Annotated in this window: 16 protein-coding genes and 3 pseudogenes; 11 read left to right on the top strand and 8 right to left on the bottom strand. The window is 68.5% G+C overall.

Going from position 1 to position 20,955, the window contains the following annotated elements; genetic code table 11:
* Positions 1–378 precede the first annotated feature (378 nt).
* Positions 379–681 carry a hypothetical protein gene (locus tag ACFYW3_RS24405; protein ID WP_389387315.1) on the top strand — a complete coding sequence of 101 codons (303 nt, stop codon included), beginning with the start codon at positions 379–381 and terminating at the stop codon, positions 679–681.
* Between the two features lie 44 nt (positions 682–725).
* Here ACFYW3_RS24405 and ACFYW3_RS24400 read toward each other — a convergent pair.
* Together ACFYW3_RS24400 and ACFYW3_RS24395 are read right to left on the bottom strand one after the other, a co-directional pair.
* Positions 726–887 (bottom strand): annotated as a pseudogene (locus ACFYW3_RS24400) (IS110 family transposase); the annotation flags it as partial.
* Positions 888–1,743: 856 nt separating this feature from the next.
* Complete coding sequence (locus ACFYW3_RS24395) at positions 1,744–2,025, bottom strand: hypothetical protein (RefSeq protein ID WP_389387314.1); 282 nt, start codon at positions 2,023–2,025, stop codon at positions 1,744–1,746.
* Positions 2,026–2,125: 100 nt separating this feature from the next.
* On the opposite strand from ACFYW3_RS24395, the gene ACFYW3_RS24390 reads away from it, so the two are divergent.
* Both ACFYW3_RS24390 and ACFYW3_RS24385 read left to right on the top strand, forming a co-directional pair.
* Positions 2,126–2,848 carry a hypothetical protein gene (locus ACFYW3_RS24390; RefSeq protein ID WP_389387313.1) on the top strand — a complete coding sequence of 241 codons (723 nt, stop codon included), beginning with the start codon at positions 2,126–2,128 and terminating at the stop codon, positions 2,846–2,848.
* Positions 2,849–3,064: 216 nt separating this feature from the next.
* A pseudogene (locus ACFYW3_RS24385) lies at positions 3,065–3,175 on the top strand (Zn-dependent alcohol dehydrogenase); the annotation flags it as partial.
* Positions 3,176–3,277: 102 nt separating this feature from the next.
* Here the strand turns inward: ACFYW3_RS24385 and ACFYW3_RS24380 are convergent.
* Together ACFYW3_RS24380 and ACFYW3_RS24375 are read right to left on the bottom strand one after the other, a co-directional pair.
* A complete protein-coding gene (locus ACFYW3_RS24380; RefSeq protein WP_389387312.1) occupies positions 3,278–4,210 on the bottom strand; it encodes a D-alanyl-D-alanine carboxypeptidase family protein in 933 nt (310 codons plus the stop codon).
* A gap of 587 nt (positions 4,211–4,797) precedes the next feature.
* Positions 4,798–5,955, bottom strand: coding sequence for an FAD-dependent monooxygenase (locus ACFYW3_RS24375; RefSeq protein ID WP_389387311.1), 1,158 nt, complete (start codon positions 5,953–5,955; stop codon positions 4,798–4,800).
* A 72-nt stretch (positions 5,956–6,027) separates the two neighbouring features.
* Here ACFYW3_RS24375 and ACFYW3_RS24370 point away from each other — a divergent pair, with 72 nt between their 5' ends.
* A complete protein-coding gene (locus ACFYW3_RS24370) occupies positions 6,028–6,585 on the top strand; it encodes a TetR/AcrR family transcriptional regulator (protein WP_389387310.1) in 558 nt (185 codons plus the stop codon).
* A 362-nt stretch (positions 6,586–6,947) separates the two neighbouring features.
* Positions 6,948–7,619, top strand: coding sequence for a hypothetical protein (locus ACFYW3_RS24365; protein ID WP_389387309.1), 672 nt, complete (start codon positions 6,948–6,950; stop codon positions 7,617–7,619).
* An 843-nt stretch (positions 7,620–8,462) separates the two neighbouring features.
* Here ACFYW3_RS24365 and ACFYW3_RS24360 read toward each other — a convergent pair.
* On the bottom strand, positions 8,463–8,963 hold the full coding sequence (locus ACFYW3_RS24360; protein WP_389387308.1) for a MarR family winged helix-turn-helix transcriptional regulator: 501 nt from the start codon (positions 8,961–8,963) through the stop codon (positions 8,463–8,465).
* Positions 8,964–9,004: 41 nt separating this feature from the next.
* On the opposite strand from ACFYW3_RS24360, the gene ACFYW3_RS24355 reads away from it, so the two are divergent.
* Together ACFYW3_RS24355 and ACFYW3_RS24350 are read left to right on the top strand one after the other, a co-directional pair.
* Positions 9,005–9,352, top strand: a complete 348-nt coding sequence (locus ACFYW3_RS24355; RefSeq protein WP_389387307.1) for a hypothetical protein — start codon at positions 9,005–9,007, stop codon at positions 9,350–9,352.
* Positions 9,349–10,608, top strand: a complete 1,260-nt coding sequence (locus ACFYW3_RS24350; RefSeq protein ID WP_389387306.1) for an MFS transporter — start codon at positions 9,349–9,351, stop codon at positions 10,606–10,608. Before ACFYW3_RS24355 ends, ACFYW3_RS24350 begins: the two co-directional genes overlap by 4 nt.
* A gap of 366 nt (positions 10,609–10,974) precedes the next feature.
* Here ACFYW3_RS24350 and ACFYW3_RS24345 read toward each other — a convergent pair whose 3' ends face one another.
* A complete protein-coding gene (locus tag ACFYW3_RS24345) occupies positions 10,975–11,517 on the bottom strand; it encodes a GNAT family N-acetyltransferase (protein WP_389387305.1) in 543 nt (180 codons plus the stop codon).
* 238 nt (positions 11,518–11,755) lie between these two features.
* Positions 11,756–12,045: pseudogene (locus ACFYW3_RS24340) on the bottom strand (helix-turn-helix domain-containing protein); the annotation flags it as partial.
* Positions 12,046–12,102: 57 nt separating this feature from the next.
* Here ACFYW3_RS24340 and ACFYW3_RS24335 point away from each other — a divergent pair.
* Positions 12,103–12,615, top strand: a complete 513-nt coding sequence (locus ACFYW3_RS24335; protein ID WP_389387304.1) for a GNAT family N-acetyltransferase — start codon at positions 12,103–12,105, stop codon at positions 12,613–12,615.
* Between the two features lie 446 nt (positions 12,616–13,061).
* Here ACFYW3_RS24335 and ACFYW3_RS24330 read toward each other — a convergent pair whose 3' ends face one another.
* The gene (locus ACFYW3_RS24330) at positions 13,062–13,442 is read right to left on the bottom strand and encodes an ArsR/SmtB family transcription factor (protein ID WP_389387303.1); all 381 of its coding nucleotides are present in this window, start codon (positions 13,440–13,442) and stop codon (positions 13,062–13,064) included.
* 97 nt (positions 13,443–13,539) lie between these two features.
* Between ACFYW3_RS24330 and ACFYW3_RS24325 the strand changes: the two genes are divergently transcribed.
* The 3 genes from ACFYW3_RS24325 to ACFYW3_RS24315 form a co-directional block, all read left to right on the top strand.
* The gene (locus ACFYW3_RS24325; protein WP_389387302.1) at positions 13,540–14,820 is read left to right on the top strand and encodes an MFS transporter; all 1,281 of its coding nucleotides are present in this window, start codon (positions 13,540–13,542) and stop codon (positions 14,818–14,820) included.
* 555 nt (positions 14,821–15,375) lie between these two features.
* Complete coding sequence (locus ACFYW3_RS24320; protein ID WP_351763311.1) at positions 15,376–15,663, top strand: hypothetical protein; 288 nt, start codon at positions 15,376–15,378, stop codon at positions 15,661–15,663.
* Between the two features lie 1,019 nt (positions 15,664–16,682).
* The coding region (locus ACFYW3_RS24315) for an Ig-like domain repeat protein (protein WP_389387301.1) at positions 16,683–20,955 on the top strand (4,273 nt) is incomplete at its 3' end.

Raw genomic sequence — 20,955 nt, 5'->3', positions numbered from 1 at the left:
ACGCGACCGGGCAGATTGAGTCGTACGCCGACACCCAGGGGCGAACCTGCGGCAAGCACCGAAGGAGACGGCCTACCCCCACGACTTGACGGCTTGACTGCATGAGGTGTCTTTCCCCTCGGCTATCGCGTGGGAAAGACACCTCATGCGGCTAAGAGGTCAAGGACAGCGGGTGGAATGAGGGCCTCCAGAGGCGGCTCTGGCCGCCATCATGAAGGCGAGCCGAGGTGTCCGAGCAGTCGTGCCAGGATGGAGGCCATGACCCTCCCCGAAATCGACAACGAGTTGAGTTCAGCCCTTCAGGACGCTCGCTCGGCATCATGGTCCGTCAGAGCGGCAGCAGGTCGGCGTCTTGCAGGCTCGGCAGAGGAAGCCGGAGTGGCTGACGTACTGCATCGGCTGCTGCTGGACGGCCAAAACACCGCCGTCACCCGCGAGACGGCGGAGGCTCTGCTCGAGCGGGGGGACATCTGCGGTTTGCGCATGGTCCTGGCGGCGCTCAGCAGCGCGGACGACGGCACCAGCGACTACCTCGATGGTGCGATCAATGACGTCTGCTGTCAGTCCGAGGAAGGTCTCGCACAGCTCGAGGAACTGTCCTCGGTGTTGGTATCGGATGCGGACGACTCGATCAGCAACGAAGCAAGCAGGATCCTGCGCGTATGGGGTGCCCGCCTCTGACCTGAGGATTCACGCCACCGTGATCAGAGTTCCCACGTGCCCCATCAGGTCCCAGCGGGCTGTGGGAACGCGATGGATTCGTCGACGGGGACGCGGGTCTGGAGGCAATGGTGGAGCTGTCCGAGCATGCGGTTGAACAGGTGCCGCAGGGCCCGGGCATGCCAGTCTCCTGTTTCGCGTCGTCGCCGGTAGTGCGCGTTGGCGCCTTGAACCTGATGTCGAGGACCGATCCGAAGCAACTCCTCCGAGTCCGCGCCACCCAGGACCGCCGGTTGGATCTGACCGTTGTCACCTCGCCCGAACGATCGGCGAGTTCTGAAACACGGCCGCGTCCCGGGACTCCGCCTCCGGCTGAGTCGTGCCGCGCTCGAACGCCGTCTCTCTCAGGTCGCCGGAAGGGGCGGACAGGGCGGCCGCCTGCTACTCGCTGGAAGCATCATCCCGCCGGACCGCGTCCCTCACCCGTCGCCAGGCGTCGATCAGTGGCAGTAGCTGGATCAAGAACTCCCGGGCCGCCCAAACCGCGAATGTTGCAGCACCGGACCAGGCCAGGACCCAGAGAATGATCGTTGATTCCACCGTTCGACTCCCCTTGCATGCAGGGCCGAACTGCGCGGATCTGCTCAGTTCGGCCACATCGAGTGGCTGAACTGAGTTTCCGTGCCGGTGATGGGAGACTCAGGTGTTGTTGGTGATCTCTAGCTGTTCGGAACGATTGCACGAGGCATGGCCATGCCTATGGAGCTGCGCACCCTGGGGTCCACTGACGGCACATGCAGGACATCCGGATCCCGCGCGGTCCGCCAGCGGCCTGGATCCTTGGAAGGCTTCATTGGAAGGCCGACGGTTGGACCCGGACTCGCTGACGCAACCTTAGTCTCTCGGCCCGCGCCATGGTGCCTGAACCATGAAGCGCGGAGGCTTCGCCGACGGCGGTGTCGAAGCGCTCGCGGGTATGCAAAGGCCCCTGGGGGTGCGAGTGGCGAGTCCGCTACACAACGAACGGGACGACGAGCATCACGCTCGGCGCCCTGTCTGGGTGTCCGTCAGGCCGGTCGGGGATCAGCGATCGTTGCTGTCCCAGGCGAGTGCGGGGACGTCGAATCCGGTTCCGGTGCTCGCGATCCTCCACAGGCCGGCCCGGTTGGTGCCGCCGGTCTGCCGGCCGTAGCCGTACAGGATGCCGACGTCGGTCTTGCCGTCGCCGTTGAAGTCACCGGTTCGGGCTGGGAACGATCCCAGCTCCAGGAGCCCGTCCCGGCGGCGATGTTGTCCCGCTTCTTGACCGGGCTCCGGCCTGCTCCAGGGAGGCGAGGCGTACTTGCGCTTTGGAGTCGCCGTCACCGATGGGGAAGGAGATGGCTGGGCCGCGTCGTACCGCAGCCCGCGATGTCCTACGTAGGGCATCTGGTCAGTAACCCGGCGTCAGATCTATCGTGAGGCAATGACGGCACGCAGCGCGGGGGCGCCCGGCGGGGTGGAGCGGGGCGAATCGGGGACGACCGACGTGGTGCTACGGGCGGGCGGCGGCACCTGGCGCACCGTGCCGCGCTCGCTGGGGAACGCCACGCTGACCGCGCTCGGTACGGGCTTGCTTGGGCTCGCCCTCGCCGTGCCTGTGGCGGTGATCGTGCTCTTCTCCGGGGCCGGTTGGACAACGGTGGGAGTGGTGGCCCTCTGGATGGTGTCGGCGGCCGTCGTTGCCGGCTTCGCCGGCGCACTGGTCGCAGCCTGCTCCCACGTGTACCGAATCAGGTTCTCCGCCGCAGGCGATCCTCCTGCGGTGCGCCTGGTGCGCGGCCTGGGGAGCGGTCCGTGGCGGCCGACGGAGGAGCCGGACCGTCTGCGCCTGGAGCAGGAGATCGAGGAGCCGTACGCCGGGGACCCTCTCCCCGCCACCCGCGTCCTCACGCTGCGCCTGATCCGGGACTCCTCCGACGTCTGCCGGGCCGTACTCCCCCTGGACACCGACGCCCGACGGTTGCTCGCGGCCCTGGAACAGGCTCTTGGATCGGCCGTCCTGCTCGAACTCCACGTCAAGCACACCACCCGTCCCACGCCCAGGCTCCGCCCCCGCCGGGGTGGGCCCTCGGGCATCGGCATCAGCGGCGCCGGGGGATACAGCTGCGGCGGCAGCAGCGGCTGCGGCGGGGGCGGGGGCGGCTGAGCGGGCGCTCCGTGAGATAGGGGCTGTGCCGTACCCGCAGCAGGATCCTGGGAGGGACCGGGACCGAGGGCGAACAGGGACCCGAACAGGCAGGGTGATACGGGGACGTGTCATCCGCCCCGAAGGTGGGTGACGCGGCACGGCGACACCGGTCCCGGTCTTCCTGATCCGAGGCGCATCCGTCCGTGCGTGGCCCCGTTCCCCCGGGGCCAAAAGAAGCCGTCCCGGCTGCTGCTGGACGAGCGCGTCACCGAGGTCCACCCGGTGGAGGAATGCGTGAAAGCGGCAAACGACGCCCACCGCGGGCGGGTGGCGCGGTGGGTACTCACATGCGGGGGGTGCTCACCTCATGAGCCGCCCGGAAACGGCTCGGCTCCTCAGCCGACGGGTTCGCACCCGCCGGCTGAGGAGCCGTCAACCGCGTCACCGTCAGTCGAGGACGTCCGGGATCGGGTCGGTGTTGCTGCGCTGCAGCGCGGCCCCGGAGCCGGCCGCCGAACCGAGCGACCAGTCCATGAGCTTCATCGCGTCCGGATAGCGCTCCTCGTCGTTCAGCAGGACACCGATGACGGTCTTGCCGTTGCGGGTGCCGGAGAAGACGATGCACTTGCCCGCGGCCGTGCCGGTGCCGGTCTTGACGCCGATGGCGCCGGGGTAGGCGTAGCCGGTGGGGCGCTCCCGGATCAGCAGGTTGCTGTTGCCCCAGGTGGCGGCGGTGGACGTGCCGCCTGTGCTGTACGTCGTGGCCTTCACGAGTTGAGGGAAGACCTTGCCCTTCATGGCGTACCGGGTGAGCTTCGCCAGGTCGCGCGGGGTCGTCAGGTTCTTCCCGGTCGGCGAGATGCCGTCGAAGGAGTCGTACGTGGTCTTGGTCATGCCGAGGGACTTGGCCTTGGCGTTCATCTGCGCGATGAAGTCCGCCGTACGGGCCGACGTGGTCGCGCCCTTGCCGAAGGTGTCCGCGAGCGCGTAGGCGGCGTCACAGCCCGACGGCAGCATCAGCCCGTACAGCAGCTGGCGGACCGTCGGCGTGGCCCCGACCTTGAGGTGGGCCGTGCTCGCGCCCTCACGGACGACGTAGTCCGCGTACTCCTTCTTGATGGTGACCTTCTTGTTGAGGTCAACACCGGGCGCCCTCAGCACGATCTGAGCGGTCATGATCTTGGTGGTGCTCGCACCCTGGCGCTGGGTGTCGGGAGCCTTGCTGGTGAGCGTGGCCCCGGTGCCGCCGTCGATCAGGATCGCGCCGGCGGCCGAGGTGGGAGGTGCGGCGACCGGAGCCGCCGACGAGACCGTCGAGGCGGCGACCAAAAGGGTTCCGGTGGCTACCGTGACGGCGACCGCACCGCGGGTGCGGCGCATGAGGTTCAATATCAAGTCAAATCCCCGCGTATCCGAATAATTTCCGATGGGGAGGGACGCCGAGGTGTCCCTCCCCCTCCGGGAGCTTACGTAGCGGACGCCCGGAGGAACATCGGGCCACGGGGTAGAAGTCCGTCCGGGGTGCGAAGGCGCGTCCACACCCGGGTGGTGGGCGAAGTGGCAGACGCGATCGGTGTACAGCTTCGTCGTCAGTTGGACGCAGCAACCGCCGAGGAGCAGGCCGCACCAGAACGTGTCGTGCTCGTGCCGCTTGCGGAAGGCGTCCAGCTCGATCGCCCCCAGCGGCAGCGTCAACGGGTCCTCCGATGCCGCCCCGCCCAGAACCGCTGTCTGGATCTGTCGGTTGTCATCCCGCACGAATCCGACCCCCTCCTTCGCCCAGCCCAGGGTGCCACCGCCTCCTTACGGGCCCGCAGGCGATCAACACGTTCCATCCCGAGCACGGGTGGTGCGTTAACTGCACCTACGGCAGTACCAGAGCGCAGCCGCCACACCGGCGCCTCGCCGGCATACTGCGACTGCCCCCAACCTGGCCCCCAAGCGGAGGTGGGCGGGGCGGGATCGGGTCAGTGCAGTCGTGGTGGGACCCAAGCGTGGTGCCGAAGGATCATGTGTGTTGCCGCACGGTTGGGTGTCAGTCGCATTGCCGTGTTGCGCAGGGCGACGGCCAGTGGGTGCGAAAGTTGCTGGCCCATCTTCCCTGCCTGACGGGCGGCACGGGCGACGGCTTGGCTGCGTGGTCGGCGCTCGGCGTCGTAGCGGGCAAGCGCCGTCTCGATGGTGGGCTCGGTGGCCAGTGCGGCTGCCAGGGTGACCGCGTCCTCCAGCGCCTGGCAGGCGCCCTGTCCTAGGTTGGGGGTCATCGCGTGTGCCGCGTCGCCGAGCAGGGCTGTTCGGCCGGCCGTGTAGGACGGTAGCGGCGTGCGGAGTTCGTTGACGTCGTGATGCATGACGGCGGCGGCCTGGGTCGCGTCGAGCAGGGCTGGAATCGGGCTGTGCCAGGTGCGGAAGCGTCCGCGCAGTTCGGCCAGGGGGTCGGCGAACCTCGTTCGGGAGGGGAGGTTGAGGACGGCATGCCACTCGGCCCGTCCGTCCGGGAGGGCGATGTGCCCGAACTCTTCCCCGTGCCCCCAGGACAGTTCGAAGTCGTTGGGCAGGTCGATCGGCTTTTCCGTGATGGCGCGCAGCACCGTCGAGCCGCTGTAGACCGGGCCGGGGTGGGTGGGGAAGAGATGGGCACGCACCTGGCTGCCGACACCGTCGGCAGCCACTACCAGATCGGCGTTCAGGACCCTTTCGCCGCACCGTACTCGCACCGTCCCAGTGCCGGTCTGCTCGACCGGGCCGGCTTCGAAGCCGATCAGCAGGGCCTCGGCCGGCAGGCGGTCGCGCAGCAGTCGGTGCAAGGTGGAGCGTTCGATGCCCATGATCGGGGTGCCCACTGCCCGCTCCAGCGCGGAGCCGTCCATCCGTGCGAGCCATCCGCCCCGCGGCACGCGAGTACCGCCGCTGTACTGGCCTCGCGAGGCCTCTCGCACCGCCGCGCCGACTCCGAGTTCGTCCAGGGCCCGCAAGCCGTTGGCTGCCAGCGAGATTCCCGCCCCCGCGTCCTCCAGCCTGGGCGCGCGCTCGATGACCGTCGCTTCCCATCCGATTCGACGCAGGCCGATCGCGGCGGCCAACCCGCCGATGCCCCCACCGATCACCACTGCCGCATTGCCCATACCGGCCCCCAAAGCTTCTACACCTGTAGAAGAGTGACGCTACCGGACGTTCTACAGGTGTAGAAAGGGTTCATGGCTTCGGATCGACGCACCCTCCTCGCGGACGCGGCTCTCGACGTACTCGCCGACGAAGGGATCCGTGGTCTGACGCACCGCGCGGTCGACCGCAGAGCGAGCCTGCCGCCCGGCACCACATCCGCCTACTTCCGCACCCGAGCGGCTCTGCTGACCGCACTCGTCACGCGTCTTGTCCAGCTCGACCAGGCAGAACTGCACACCCTCGCCGCGGATCTGCCACCCCTGCGCACCGTCGAGGACCTGGTGGACGGCATGGCGCTGCTCGCCCGACAGCGACTCACCGGGGAGGGCCGTCGCCGCTCACTCGCCCGTTACGCCTGCGTCGTCGAGAGCGTGCGCGACCCTGAGCTGCGCGAGATTCTCGTGCCACGCGAGAACTCCGGCCGCGAGGCCGTTCGGACCTTCCTCGCCGCACGCGGTACGGCGGATGTCGAAAGTCGCACTCACATCTTGCTGACCTGCATCGACGGACTGATCCTCGACCGGTTGGCCCATGGCGGCCACGTACCACGCGCGGCCCTCGAAGGCCTGATCGCGGCCGCCCTGCGGTAGTCACCAGGCCTTCGTGCTTCGCGGACCGCTCCCCCGGCGCGGCATTCGCGCAAGGGCGGTGAACGTCGCACGCAAAAGCACGTCGACACTCTTGAGGGCTATGGGCGATCTCTACCGATTCGTCACAGCTCACACTGTGCATTCAGACCACCGGGACCCGACGGCACGGGTCGGCACCCTGTTCACATCCTGCGCCATCACAGGCCGGTCGGCGCGACCCTGAGACCCACTCGGGGCGGTGGCAACGGCTGCTCCGGTGCGGAAGGTGGGAGTTCTCAGTTGATCACTGCAAGTACGGATGGCAGGATCTCCCATCGGCCCGAGATTCGAACAAGTGGGCCACTGGAAAGAGGAGTTGGGGCATGCGCGTGAGGACCGGGACGGGCACGGCCACAGTACTGCTGGTGGTGTCGGCGCTCTTCGTACCTGGCTGTGGCACTGAAGCGTCGAAGGACACGGGCACAGCCGAGACGGGGTCCACCTCCAAGCCTGCGGCGGGTGCCGGCGCCAGTGCGGACTCGGGCGCTTCCACAGCGGAGTTCTCCACCGTGTTCAACACGGAGCAGAAGATCCAGGCGGCCCTTCCCGACCCTGCTTCGATGAAGGGCTGGAAGCCGAAGACGGGGCGCGCCAACGTCGTCGAGCAGCCCACGCCACTGGCGCAGTGCGGCGCCGATTGGGAGTGCGCCGCCGTGGCCAACGGCTCTGCGAAGTTCGAAGAGGTCGGGGAAACCGTCATATTCCGCCTGCATGCCTTCACCGACCATCCGACGGCGCAGGACGCTTGCCGCAAGGAGGCCGCGCAGACGGCGAAATACACCAAGGCTTCGGTCCCTCCGCTCGACGGCGCCGAGAGCCACGCGTATTACCGCAACGCCGGAGGCCTGGACGGCATCAACGTCAGCCTCTGCCTGGGTACGGTCGTCGGCCGGGTCACCATCGAGGGCGGTGGAAGCAACCTGGATCCCGAAACGGCACACTCCATGGCCCGTACCCTCATCGACCGAGTCCGCACGGCCGCTGCAGCATCCTGACCTCCCATTCGCCCTCTTGATACGGGCCTCCCGACCGCGCAGACCGCAGGAGACACCGTCACGGGCCACCGGGCGCCCATTGCCGGCGCTTGTGGGGGTGCTCCCCGGGGGTCGCCCCCGACGCCCATCCGTATGAGGGTTTCGGTTATTGACGCATACGGCTACGTGCGGCGCCGGCCGCGACGGTCGTGACGAAGATCCGCCCTGCCGCGACGAGAACGTGGGCGAGCCGTTGGTGGGACCGGTGGGCGCGAACGCCTCCTCTTGGCCGAAGTCGATGACCGGGAGTGGCAGCTCTGCCGCGTAGGCGAGGGTGTTGGACAGTGGCCCCTTGCACGCGGCCGTCCTGCGGGCGCGAGTCGAAGCCGGTCGCACGCGGGAGTTACAGCCGCCGAAGGGTGTCCGACGAGGAAGCGGACCCATACGCCGCCGAGTCCTCCCCGACAAACCCAGCGCGAGCAACCGCCATTCGTTTCCAGTTGAAGGCCTCGTGGAAGAGAAGCCCTCCAGCGCGGGATGCCCGGCCACGTCCGACACCGTGAAGAGCAGTACCCGCGCGCGACCGGCATCGCGCCGGCACGTGGCTGCCCATCATCGCAGCCACGAACGAAGTCGCGGCCAGCACCGAAACCAGATCCGGGCCTACGACCTGCTGCTCATGTTCGGCCGCAAGGGCCACGCCACCCCACCCCGCTCGGTGCCGCGTTCATCAAGCACAGACGCATCGACAAGACCAGGCACCTGATCGCCATGGTCGACCCGATGGACGATACCCAAGCCTGCCCGATCAACCGGTAGCTCACCGCGCCTTCGGCCCCCTACCGCCAAGCATGTAAGAGCTCGTCAGGCTTCCCCGGCGGCGAGCGTTGAGGTGAGTCGTTCGAGCAGGTCGGCAAGCTGGGTTTGCTCCTCGCCGCCGAGCCCGGCGAGGAGGAGATGCTGGTTGGCCAGGTGCGTGGCAATGAGCTGGTCGGTCAATTCGACCCCTTCTGCGGTGAGGGCGATGACGCGCCCGCGCGAGTCGCTTTCGGTGACGGACCTGTTCACCAGGCCGCGGGTTTCGAGGCGGTCGACCCGCTTGGTGATCGCGCCGGTGGTGACCAGGACAGTGCGGCTGAGCTCTCCCGCGGACAGTGCGTAAGGCTTGCCGGAACGTCGCAGTGCCGCCAGGACGTCGAAGTCACCGTCGCCCAGGCCCGCAGCAGCAAAGGGCGGGCGCAGGCGCCGGCCGAGCGTGTCGGTCAGCCGGAAGAGCCGGCCGATGACGAGCATCGGCGTGGCATCCAGATCGGGGCGCTCTCGCTTCCACTGGTCGACGATGGCGGTGGTGGCGTCGGTCTGCATGACATTGATTCTACCTTCCACGGAAGCTACATTCTTCTTCCATGGAAGATAATCTTCGATCCAGACCCCCCGTACCTGTTGTCTGCTACTTCGATACCGCCTGCCCTTTAGCGTGGGTCACCTCCCGCCGGCTGCTTGAGGTCGAGCGGCTGCAGCCGCTCGACCTCGGGTTTCGGGTCATGAGCCTGTCGGTGCTCAACGAGCACCGCGATCTCGAACCCGGTTATCGCGAGTTCAACGACCGCGCATGGTGTCTGGCTCGGCTGGGCACAGCCGCGGAAGTCCGCCACGGCAACACCGTTTTGCGCGAGCTGTTCACCGCGCTGGGCAGCCGTATCCACGTGCAGCGCGATCAGGACTCTTGCCGAGTTGAAGCGGGGACGCGATGAGCTCGACTTCCGCTGACAGGCGCGCGCCCACGCGGCGCCGTCTCATCGCCGCCAGTCTGGTCGGCTCGCTCGGTGACGGCATCTATGTTCCGTTGACGATGCTGTTCGTCCAGGCCCTCACCGGCCTGTCGCTGACGGCGATCGGGGCGGGCCTGACCCTTGCCGGGCTGTGCGCGCTGGCGGTCATGCCGGCGGTCGGCGTGGTCATCGACCGGTTCGGCGCCAAGCGTGTGGTGATGGGCGCTCTGCTGCTGCGAGCGGCCGGTTTCGCCACCTACCCCTTCGCCGACTCCTACCCCACCTTCTTGGGGGTCGCCCTGGTGGTTGCGGTGGGGATGTGGGCCTCCTCGCCGGGCCAGCAGGCATTGATCGGTGAAATCGCCCAAGGCGTCGAGCGTGACCGGCTGCTGGCGTGGGACCGGAGTCTGCGCAACGCAGGGATGGGGGTGGGCAGCCTCGCGGCGGCGGGTTTGCTGGCACTCAACGGCAATACCGGCTTCATCGCCGCCACCGTGGCGCTGGCCGCCCTGTTCGCTCTCGCCGCCGCGCTGGTCACCCGGATCCCGGCCGTCCGCGCCATCCCCCAGCCGCCGACGGGAAAGCGGGACGGGTACCGGCAGGTGCTTGCCGACCGACCGTACCTGCTCATCACCGCCGCCAACTTCCTGATCGCCTTCGGCTACACCACTCAGGCCATGGCCCTGCCCGTCTTCCTGACCCGCGACGTCGGCCTGCCCGACGCCTTGGCGGGAGCCGTATTCGCGGTCAACACCGCCTTGGTCGCCCTGCTCGGTGTCCCGATCGCACGCCTGACCATGCGGGGCAGGCGTCCCCGCACCGCCGCTCTCGGGGCGGTCATCTTCGCGTTGTCCTTCGCCGCCTTCGCGTCCCTGCCCCAGCTGGTCAGCGGCTCACAGGCCCTTGTGGCCACCCTGGCCATCGCGGTGCTCTACACGGTCGGCGAGCTGGTGCACTCCGGGCCGGCACAGAGCCTGTCCGTCCAAGCCGCCCCCGATCACCTGCGGGGACGGTACCTCTCCGTCTACCAACTGTCCTGGTCCCTGTGTCGCACCGTCGCACCCCTGCTCCTGGGACTCCTGCTGGAGGCCGGACCATGGCAACTGTGGACCGTGCTGGCCCTGATGGTCCTGACCGGCGCGACGGCACTGCTGCGCGCCGAACCCGCGCTGCGGTCACACGCCACCGGCATTCGCACCGCCGGAGCCGCGGCCCCTCAACAGGCCGGCGTCCAGTAGGCGAAGGCGGATCCTCACTCGCGTCAACGCACCCCGGACTGTCAGCCGGCGTGGAGCGAACCGAACACCGCACCCGCCCCGATCAGGTACTGGCGGCCTTGAGGCTCGTCGCCCGCATCCGCGCGCGCTGCTCGACGCCGGCCTGCCCACCCCGTCATCCTCGGCTGCGGCCGCCGGGACAGCACAATGACCGGTTGCACGTTGGAGACGCTCACCGAGTATCTGCAGGGCCTCGACGTGCCTCTCGGCGCTCGACGAAGACCCGCACCTCAGTGGCCGACCTGATCGAGGCCACCCGCGCCCACCAACACGCGCTCTGACACCCGATACCGGTCAGACCCGGACCAGAAGGACCTGTCCGGCCGATCACGAATGTGTCGGCGGCAGGTTCTTCATGAGGACGATGCTTTCGTAATTGGTGACGTCCCACCGCCAAGTGCCGATCGGCGCGTAGCCTCGCCGGCGGTACCAGTCGACGAGGTCTGTTGCCTGCGACGAGGTGTCGATGACGACCTGTGTCGATCCGAGGGCATCAATGCGTGACTCTGCCAGAGCCAGCAGTCGTTGCCCGAGACCGGTGCCTCTTTGTGAGGGCTCGACAGCCAGTTGCCAGAACGAGCCCGCACCCGCCGGCGCCGGGTATCCGGACGGGGTGGTGTGTGGAGCCGACACGGTGACGGTGCCGACCAGTACGTTTCCGTTCATCGCAACCCAGCACTCGCCTTTGCTCAGGCGGTGCTGTGTGTCCTGCGGACTTTGGTAGGAGGCGAAGAAGACCCGCCCGGCAACAGCGTGGTCCGCGTAGGCACGGTGGAGCAGGCGAGTGAGCCGCTCCACCGAATCACCGTTGCGGAAACGCCTGACCTGCACGGTCACAGACGGACTTACTTCCGTCGAGTTGATGTTCATCGTGGCAGTCAAGCGCACTTCTGGGATCTGTCGAGCTCAGTCATGCGACGCGCCCTTGGTCAGGACGTTGTTCCGGAGGGCCATACACGCTGGTCGGGAAGTTCTGGTACGCCCTCGGGCAACTGGGCGGCGGCCCCGGCCGTCGCGCGGCGGTTCGCCGAGTCCGCCCGGCGCTTCGCGGAAGCCTCGGCGCCGGCCCGGTGACCTCGGTCCGCGAGCCGGTGGTCTCAGTCCCCGACTTGATCTCCCGGCGCTCCGGGAGCGTGAACGTCTTCGGCCGACGCCCTGGTACTTCGGGTAGAGCGAGTCGAAGCCGTCAGTGTCGAAGTTGTGGATCACATCTCGGACCCGGTCGGCACTGGTGAACGTCACCTCCACGATCCTCGCCACGGGCAAGCCCTGCGCGGACAGCAGCACCATCTGAGCCCGCCGCCGGGTCACCACCGACCCGGTGCCCCGGCGGACGATCCGCAGCAGCCGCTGCCCCTCGTCGTCATCGATCTGACGCACCGGCACGCGTTCAACCACGCGATCATTGTGAGCGCCCATTCCGGACTGTGGAGCGGGGACTGCAAAGATCCCGGTATGAACGAACTCACGCTTCGTCCTCGCACCGATGACCACATGCAGGGCTGCGTCCAGGCACTCGCCACGGTCCATGCGGCAGATCGCTATCCAGTGGATTGGCCTGTCGATCCCGAAGGTTGGCTGACTCCCAGAAACATGCTCGATGCCTGGGTGGCCGTGGAGGGTTCCGCTGTCCTGGGTCATCTGGTCCTCGCTCGCCCCGGGGAGGCGCCGGCTATCGCTGTCGGGCTGCCTTCGCAGCGTCTGGTGTCCGTGGCGCGGTTCTTCGTCAGTACTGGCGCCCGCAGACGAGGGGTGGCCGCGAAGCTGCTGGACAAGGCGATCGAAGTAGCTGCGGCCGACGGGCTCAGGCCCGTTCTGGAAGTCGAAGCCGGGGCGACCGCGGCCATCAACCTCTATGAGCGTGCCGGATGGCGCTACGTCGGCAGTTCCGCAGCCGCATGGACTACAGCCGACGGGCGCGTCGCGCAGATGCGTTCCTATGTTGCTCCCTCGGGCAACCAAACCTGACAAGAGGCTCATCCGATGGCGCTTGAGGCCACGACCCGGCCGACGGCGCAGGTTCCAGGACCTGGTCGGCGTGCCTGGCGAAAATCTCGATGAGACTGCATGCTCGCGCTGTTCGACTCAGCAAAGCGAAGCCGTCGCGCCCGGCTTCGACTACGCCGACACGGCCCTCGGCCGGCCCGACGAGCTCATCCCGCGCTTCCCCGCGCCTGCCGAGCTCATCCACCGCTGCTGCCGCCCCACCCAGCCGCATACAACCGTCGTTCCCTCTACGTGACGTAGCTCGTGGCCGGGCCCCATGGGGCGGGGGCACGCTCATCCGCGGACGCGTCCAGGCGTAGGCGTACGGACCGGAGCGGTACCGATGGACGCTGCCGGAGTAGGCCCGGCAGAGCGAGGGCTGAGATGGCCAGGAGGACGGGGTACTGCAGCGAGCCCGCCACGCCCCGCTACCGCGAGGCCGGCGTCCAGTTCGCGACGAGGTCGAGGAGTCCGGGGAAGCGCGCGTCGAGGTCGTCGACGCGTACGTGGCTGCGCCGCTCCAGACCGTACTGCCGCTGCCTCGTGACGCCCGCCTCGCGCAGCGCTTTGAAGTGATGGGTGAGGGAGGACTTGGGACGGTCCAGGCCGAACCACCCGCAGGAGTGGTCGAACTCATCGGACTCCAGGAGGAGTTTGCGCACGATCCCCAGGCGCAGGGGATCGCTCAGCGCCCCCAGCACCGTTTCGAGCCGCAGTTCACCCACCGCCGGTTCGGCAAGGGGCTCCGGGAGCCCGGCAGGCTCCGGCAGCACCTTGATGGTGGTCACTGATCGCGTCGTCGCTGACATAGGCCGCTCCTTGCCACCCGAATCCTATGTACGACTTGAATCGTACAACATGCTAAGTTCGACTTAACTCGTACATACCTCGACGGAGGAAACGCTCATGTCGGAGAGTCGAACGGTGCCCACGTACGCGGCGAGCGGAGCGCGGCACACCAAAGCGGCGCAGACGGCACGGGGCTCGGGCCCGGCCACCGCCACCCTGGCGCCCACCTGGTGGGTCTGGCTGGCCGCGTGGCCCGTCACCGCGGTGTTCATCCTGTCCAACGCGGCCACCCCGTTGTACGTGCTGTGGCAGAAGGACATCGGTTTCTCCAAGGGCACCCTGACCGTGATCTTCGCGTTCTACATCGTCGGACTGCTCGGGTCCCTGCTCGTCTCGGGCGTGGTCTCCGACCGGCTCGGCCGAAAGCCCGTACTCCTCCCCGCTCTCGCCCTCGGCGTCGCGGCATGCGTGATCTTCGCGACCGCCTCGTCGGTGGCCGCGCTGATCGTGGCCCGTCTGTTCACCGGCATCGCCGTCGGCGCCGTCGTCTCCGCCGGCATGGCAGCGGTGTCCGATGTGGCCGGGCAGGCGCGCAAGCGCCTCGCCGCCCTGCTCGCCTCGTGCGCCATGGTCTTCGGCGCGGGCCTCGGCCCGCTCCTCGCGGGCATCCTGTCCGAGACGGCGCCGACCCCCACCGTCACCGTCTTCATCGTCGAGATCGCGCTGCTCACGACCGCGATCCTAGTGGTGCTGCGCATGCCCGTACGTCGGCCCGCCGCACCCCCGAAGGGCGCCTGGGTCCGCATCCCGGGCGTACCGAAGGGCAACGGCCTGCAACTCGTTCTGGGTATCGCGGTGTTCGCCCCCGGCATCACCGCCACCTCGTTCGTCCTCTCGCTCGGCCCCTCACTCCTGTCGGGCCTGCTCGGCACCACCAGTCGGGTGGTGGCCGGGGGCATGGCCTTCGCGATGTTCCTCTCGGCCACCGGCGTGCAGTTCGCCGTCCAGAAGTTGCGCCGCCGCACCATCCTGATCACCGGGGCGGCCGGCACCGCCCTCAGCATGGCCGCCCTCGTCGTCGCCGTGCACTCCTCGTCGGTGGCGGTCCTCATCGCCTCCGCACTGCTGGCCGGCGCCGGGCAGGGGATGGGCCAGTTGGGCGGGCTCTCGCTGCTCAACTCCACCGTGCCGCCGCAGCGGCTCGCCGAGGCCAACGCGGCCCTCAATGTGGGCGGTTACCTCCCCGCCGGCATCCTTCCGGTCTCCGCCGGCTACCTGAGCGACGCCGTGGGCCTGACCCATGGGGCGACCGTCTTCGCCGCCGTCCTGACGGCCCTCGCGATGATCGGCGGCCTCGTGGTGATCAGCACCCGCCGCCGGGCCCCCGAGCCCGCCTGAGCCCCTCGGCCGCAGACCGCCGTACGGCGGTGCACCGCAGCCCCCTGCGGTGCACTGCCGTATGCCGGTACGGGCGGATGCCCCGACCTGGCCCCCGGCGACACCGCCAGCCGTGGAACGTTGCCGTTCATTCACCATAGGAGCTTGCGGGCAGCCACATGGCGCTCTCCGCCGAGGGGCGCAACCCCCGGCGGCACTACGCCGCTACCCAGTCGGGCGAGCCCGGCATCGGCTTCGCCCCGGCACTCGCCCGACGCGTACTCGCGGCGCAGTACCCGGACCACTCGGTCTCGGTCATCGACGCCGAGATGGCCATGCGTGCCGGCTGGACGCCGACCGGCAAAGAGGCCGGGCGCGGTTGCCGGGTGAACGCCGACGAGCCCCGCTGCCGACGGAGCGGCGTCGGGCCCGAGGTCCCACCGCACGGCCGCCGGCCCCGCGCGGCGCCCATTCCCGGCCCGCGGGCCACTTCGGCATTCCTCGCCGCTCCGGCCCGCACGTCGGATTCGAGGAAACGCGAGAGGGACGGGGAGCGGAAACTCTACGATGAACTCCATGAGTGCGCTGATCTTCTTCCTGTCGCTCGGCACAGTCTGTCGCGTCACGCGATTCATCACCAAGGACGCCCTCGCTGCGGGGTTTCGCTCCCGGGTCGCCGACCGTTTCGGCGAAGATTCCCACCCGGCATACCTGGTCACCTGCGGATGGTGCGTCAGTATCTGGGTTGCGGGCGCTGTAACCGCGCTAGCCCACTGGGTCGGCGGGGAAACGTGGTTCCAGGCGGGCGCCATGACACTCACCCTTTCCTACCTCACCGGCCTGGCGGCCAACTGGCTTGACTGAAAGCCACGTTGGGAGAATCTTCATTATCGCCGCCGCATATAAGTATGACTATATGGAGGTGAGTGTCAGCGTGCGATGCCCGGGGATAAGAGATAAAGGGAACGAGCCGGGGACTCGGACCCGCCTCGTGTCCCCGCCCCTCCCCCTCGACCGGCCGCCGGAGCGGCCGAACAGAAGGAGGAAAACCATGGCATGCAACTGCGGACGCACAGGCAGGCCCACACTCGTCTACCGGCTGGTCCTCCCCAACGGGGTCACGCGCGACTACCCCACGCGGCAGGAGGCCGACGCCGCCAACAGGAGGGCGGGTGGGGGCGGTTCCATCACGGCGGTCCGCCCATAAGCCCCTGTCAGCACCAGGAAGCGGCCGGCTCCCGTGGACGCGCACCCGCGGGGCATCACGGGCACCTACCGGCCATACGCCGCACCGCACCACCGCGCAGGTGACACGGCGCAGGCTTCTGTGAGCATCCGCCTCCACTCCGGCGAACGCCGGAAAGGTGACACCGCCACCGGCAGCCCCTCGACGTACCGGACAGCCGGTGCGCCGAGGGGCTGCGGCGGGCCGTGAGACCCCCGAAATTCCGGATACCGCGAAGAAATATCGCAGTTCATCTCGATGGAGAATCCTTTCCCTTCGCCCGTGAACCCACCAGACTGTCCCGGGAGCGCGAGTACGCCCCGACATGTCAGGTTGCGCGCCTCCCGGAAGACGGCGGAAAGGGAAACCTTTCTCTCGCGGAAGAGCACATCAAGGCGCCGCGCGATTCTTGTTTATGCGCCTCTCGCGCGCCTGGGTGCGCTGAGCCGAACGAGTGGTATTCCGTTCACCTGTCTAGCCCAAGACCTCACCCAGAATGCCTACTGCTGATATCAGCAGGTGACGTGCCCCGACTCCGCGTGGACCAAGGGGCTCCTTCCGGAACTCCGCACCAGTTCTTCCGCGTGCGTTCCGCTCTACGCCATACGGGTGAAGGAAATCTCCTGCTTTCGTGGGCCATCCGAAAGGGAGCCATACCATGGCCAGTTCGATCACCACCGTGACCTCGGCACCAGATCCATCCGTCTTCGGCCAGACGGTCACCTTCACCGCCACCGTCCAGCCGGAATCCGCCGGCGGCCCCACCCTCACCGGCAGCGTCGACTTCCTCGTCGACAGCCTGCCCGTCACGACGGTGCCGCTCAACATGAGCGGCCAGGCACAGTTCACCGCCAACCTCCTGGAGGTCGGTCTCCACGGCGTGGAGGCCAACTACTCGGGCGACGCGGAGTACGACCCGTCCTCGGGGGCGGACACCCAGGAGGTCACCCTCGCGGAGACCACCACCACGCTGGCCTTCGACCCCAACCCCGCGGTCTGCGGCGAGACAGTGACATTCACCGCCCAGGTCACCGCCGTTCCGCCGGGCGAGGGAACCCCCACCGGGCTGGTGTCCTTCATCGTCAGCGACGACGGCCCGGTGCTGAGCGCCCCCGTGGACGTGAACGGGCAGGCACAGGTCAGCATCAGCAACCTGGACGTCGGCTTCCACCAGGCAGCCGCCTTCTACACCGGCGACGCGAACTTCGACGGGTCGAACTCCCCCCTGACGCTCCTCATCATCAACCCTGCGCCCGTCTCGGTCGTAGTCTCGGTGGACCCCGACCCGTCAGTGTGCGGTGAGACCGTGACGCTCTGTACCACCGTGGCGCCGGTCTCCTCGGGCGTCGGCATCCCGTCGGGCTCGGTGACCTTCACCGGTCCCGGCGGGCTCAACGAGACGGTGTCGCTGGACGCGGGGGGCATGGCGTGCGTCACCACGACCACGCTGGCAACCGGCACGGTCACCGTCACCTACAGCGGAGACGAGTGCTACGCCGGCGGGACCGGGACCTTCGACGTGACGGTCAACCAGGCGGCCAGCACCACGGTGGTGTGGGTGGAGCCCGACCCCTCGGTATGCGGCGAGTCCGTGACCGTGTGCGCCAAACTCGCCGCAGTGGCACCCGGCAGCGGCACCCCCACCGGAACCGTCACCTTCACCGGCCCCGGCGGACTGAACGAAACCGTGACCCTGGACACGGACGGCACGGCGTGCGTCACCACGACCACCCTGGAAACCGGCACGATCACCGTCACCTACAACGGGGACAGCTGCTTCGCCGGCTCGACCGGGACCTTCGACGCGACCGTCAACCAGGCGGCCACCACCATCACTGTGTCAGCGAACCCCGACCCCTCCGTATGCGGCCAGCTCGTGACCCTGTGCGCCGAGGTCGACGCGGTGCCACCCAGCAACGGCAACCCCACCGGAACCGTCACCTTCACCGGCCCCGGCGGACTGAACGAAACGGTGCCGCTGGGCCTCGACAGCGAGGCATGCATCACCACAACCGTGCTGGAAACCGGCACGGTCACCGTCACCTACAGCGGAGACGAGTGCTACGCCGGCGGGACCGGGACCTTCGAAGCGATCGTCAACCCGGCAGCCAGCACCACCACCGTGTCGGTTGACCCCAACCCCTCGGTATGCGGCCAGACCGTCACCGTGTGCGCCACGGTCACCGCGGTGGCACCCGGCAGCGGCACCCCCACCGGAACCGTCACCTTCACCGGCCCCGGCGGACTGAACGAGACGGTGCCACTGGACTCCTTCGGCGAGGTATGCATCCTCACGACCGTGCTGGAAACCGGCACGGTCACGGCCGTGTACAACGGCGACGGATGCTTCCAATCGTCGACCGGCACCGCGCCGGTGACCGTCAACCAGGCGTCGAGCACGCTGTCGTTGTCGGTGGACCCCAACCCCTCGGTATGCGGCCAGACCGTCACCGTGTGCGCCACCGTCACCGCACTGCCACCCGGCAGCGGCACCCCCACCGGAACCGTCACCTTCACCGGCCCCGGCGGACTGAACGAAACCGTGACCCTGGACACGGACGGCACGGTATGCGTCACCACGACCGTGCTGGAAACCGGCACGGTCACGGCCGTCTACAACGGCGACGGATGCTTCCAATCGTCCACCGGCACCGCGGATGTGGCGGTCAACCCGGCAACCAGCACGGTGTTGGTGTCGGTGGACCCCGACCCCTCGGTATGCGGCCAGACCGTCACCGTGTGCGCCACCGTCATCGCAGTGGCACCCGGCAGCGGCACCCCCACCGGAACCGTCACCTTCACCGGGGCCGGGCTGAACGTAACGGTGGTGCCACTGAACCCCGACGGCACGGCATGCGTCACCACCACCACGCTGGAAACCGGCACGGTCAACGTCACCTACAGCGGGGACACCTGCTTCCTGACGTCGACGGGCTCACTGGAAGTGTCAGTCGGCCAGGCATCCAGCATCACCACCGTGTCGGTGGACCCCAACCCCTCGGTATGCGGCCAGACCGTGACCGTGTGCGCCGCGGTCACCGCAATGGCACCCGGCAGCGGCACCCCCACCGGAACCGTCACCTTCACCGGCCCCGGCGGACTGAACGTGACACTGCCGCTGAACCTCGACGGCACGGTATGCGTCACCACCAGCAGCCTGGAAACCGGCACGGTCACGGCCGTCTACAACGGCGACGGATGCTTCCAATCGTCGACCGGCGCCACAGATGTGGCGGTCAACCCGGCAACCAGTGCGGTGTCGGTGTCGGTGGACCCCAACCCCTCGGTATGCGGCCAGACCGTCACCGTGTGCGCCACCGTCACCGCAGTGGCACCCGGCAGCGGCACCCCCACCGGAACCGTCACCTTCACCGGCCCCGGCGGACTGAACGTGACACTGCCGCTGGGCGGCGGCGGCACGGCATGCCTGAACACCAGCAGCCTGACCAGCGGTACCTACTCGGCCACCTACAACGGCGACTCCTGCTTCGCGGACTCGACCGGGACCTTCGACGTGACGGTCAACCAGGCGGCCAGCACCACGGTGGTGTGGGTGGAGCCCGACCCCTCGGTATGCGGCGAGTCCGTGACCGTGTGCGCCAAACTCGCCGCGGTGGCACCCGGCAGCGGCACCCCCACCGGAACCGTCACCTTCACCGGCCCCGGCGGACTGAACGTGACACTGCCGCTGGACACGGACGGCATGGCGTGCGTCACCACGACCACCCTGGAAACCGGCACGGTCACCGTCACCTACAGCGGGGACACGTGTTTCGCCGGCTCGACCGGGACCTTCGACGCGACGGTCAACCAGGCGGCCAGCACCACCACCGTGTCGGTCAACCCCAACCCGTCGGTATGCGGCCAGACCGTCACCGTATGCGCCACCGTCACCGCACTGCCACCCGGCAGCGGCACCCCCACCGGAACCGTCACCTTCACCGGGGCCGGCCTCAACACAACGGTGCCGCTGAACCCCGACGGCACGGCATGCGTCACCACCACCAGCCTGGAAACCGGCACGGTCACGGCCGACTACAACGGCGACGGATGCTTCACCTCATCGACCGGCACCACACTGGTGTCCGTCAACCAGGCGTCGAGCGCGGTGTCGGTCTCGGTGGACCCCAACCCCTCGGTTTGCGGCCAGACCGTCACCGTGTGCGCCACCGTCACCGCGCTGCCACCCGGCAGCGGCACCCCCACCGGAACCGTCACCTTCACCGGCCCCGGCGGACTGAACGTAACGGTGCCGCTGGACGCGGGCGGCACGGCATGCCTGACTACCAGCAGCCTGGAAACCGGCACGGTCACGGCCGACTACAACGGCGACGGATGCTTCCTGTCGTCGACGGGCACCGCACCGGTGACCGTCAACCAGGCGGCCAGCACCACCGCCGTGTCGGTGAACCCCAACCCCTCCGTATGCGGCCAAACCGTCACCGTGTGCGCCACCGTCACCGCAGTGGCACCCGGCAGCGGCACCCCCACCGGAACCGTCACCTTCACCGGCCCCGGCGGACTGAACGTGACACTGCCGCTGGACGCGGGCGGCACGGCATGCCTGACTACCAGCAGCCTCACCAGCGGCACGGTCACAGCCGTCTACAACGGCAACAGCTGCTTCACCTCATCGACCGGCACCACACCGGTGACCGTCAACCAGGCAGCCAGCACCACCACCGTGTCCGTGACCCCCAACCCGTCGGTATGCGGCCAGACCGTCACCGTGTGCGCCACCGTCACCGCAGTAGCACCCGGCAGCGGCACCCCCACCGGAACCGTCACCTTCACCGGGGCCGGCCTCAACACAACGGTGCCACTCAACCTCGACGGCACGGCATGCGTCACCACCACCAACCTCACCAGCGGCACCGTCACAGCCGTCTACAACGGCAACAACTGCCTCACCTCATCGACCGGCACCACAC

The sequence above is a fragment of the Streptomyces sp. NPDC002602 genome (assembly GCF_042889445.1).
Lineage (GTDB): Bacteria > Actinomycetota > Actinomycetes > Streptomycetales > Streptomycetaceae > Streptomyces.
Note: the sequence above shows the minus strand (reverse complement) of the source record. Positions and strands in the feature narration are given on the sequence as shown.

Coding starts and splice junctions, on each gene's coding strand:
- ACFYW3_RS24390 (WP_389387313.1), top strand. CDS start 2,126: ATGACGGCACGCAGCGCGGGGGCGCCCGGCGGGGTGGAGCGGGGCGAA.
- ACFYW3_RS24380 (WP_389387312.1), bottom strand. CDS start 4,210: ATGCGCCGCACCCGCGGTGCGGTCGCCGTCACGGTAGCCACCGGAACC.
- ACFYW3_RS24375 (WP_389387311.1), bottom strand. CDS start 5,955: ATGGGCAATGCGGCAGTGGTGATCGGTGGGGGCATCGGCGGGTTGGCC.
- ACFYW3_RS24370 (WP_389387310.1), top strand. CDS start 6,028: ATGGCTTCGGATCGACGCACCCTCCTCGCGGACGCGGCTCTCGACGTA.
- ACFYW3_RS24365 (WP_389387309.1), top strand. CDS start 6,948: ATGCGCGTGAGGACCGGGACGGGCACGGCCACAGTACTGCTGGTGGTG.
- ACFYW3_RS24360 (WP_389387308.1), bottom strand. CDS start 8,963: ATGCAGACCGACGCCACCACCGCCATCGTCGACCAGTGGAAGCGAGAG.
- ACFYW3_RS24355 (WP_389387307.1), top strand. CDS start 9,005: ATGGAAGATAATCTTCGATCCAGACCCCCCGTACCTGTTGTCTGCTAC.
- ACFYW3_RS24350 (WP_389387306.1), top strand. CDS start 9,349: ATGAGCTCGACTTCCGCTGACAGGCGCGCGCCCACGCGGCGCCGTCTC.
- ACFYW3_RS24345 (WP_389387305.1), bottom strand. CDS start 11,517: ATGAACATCAACTCGACGGAAGTAAGTCCGTCTGTGACCGTGCAGGTC.
- ACFYW3_RS24335 (WP_389387304.1), top strand. CDS start 12,103: ATGAACGAACTCACGCTTCGTCCTCGCACCGATGACCACATGCAGGGC.
- ACFYW3_RS24330 (WP_389387303.1), bottom strand. CDS start 13,442: ATGTCAGCGACGACGCGATCAGTGACCACCATCAAGGTGCTGCCGGAG.
- ACFYW3_RS24325 (WP_389387302.1), top strand. CDS start 13,540: ATGTCGGAGAGTCGAACGGTGCCCACGTACGCGGCGAGCGGAGCGCGG.
- ACFYW3_RS24320 (WP_351763311.1), top strand. CDS start 15,376: ATGAGTGCGCTGATCTTCTTCCTGTCGCTCGGCACAGTCTGTCGCGTC.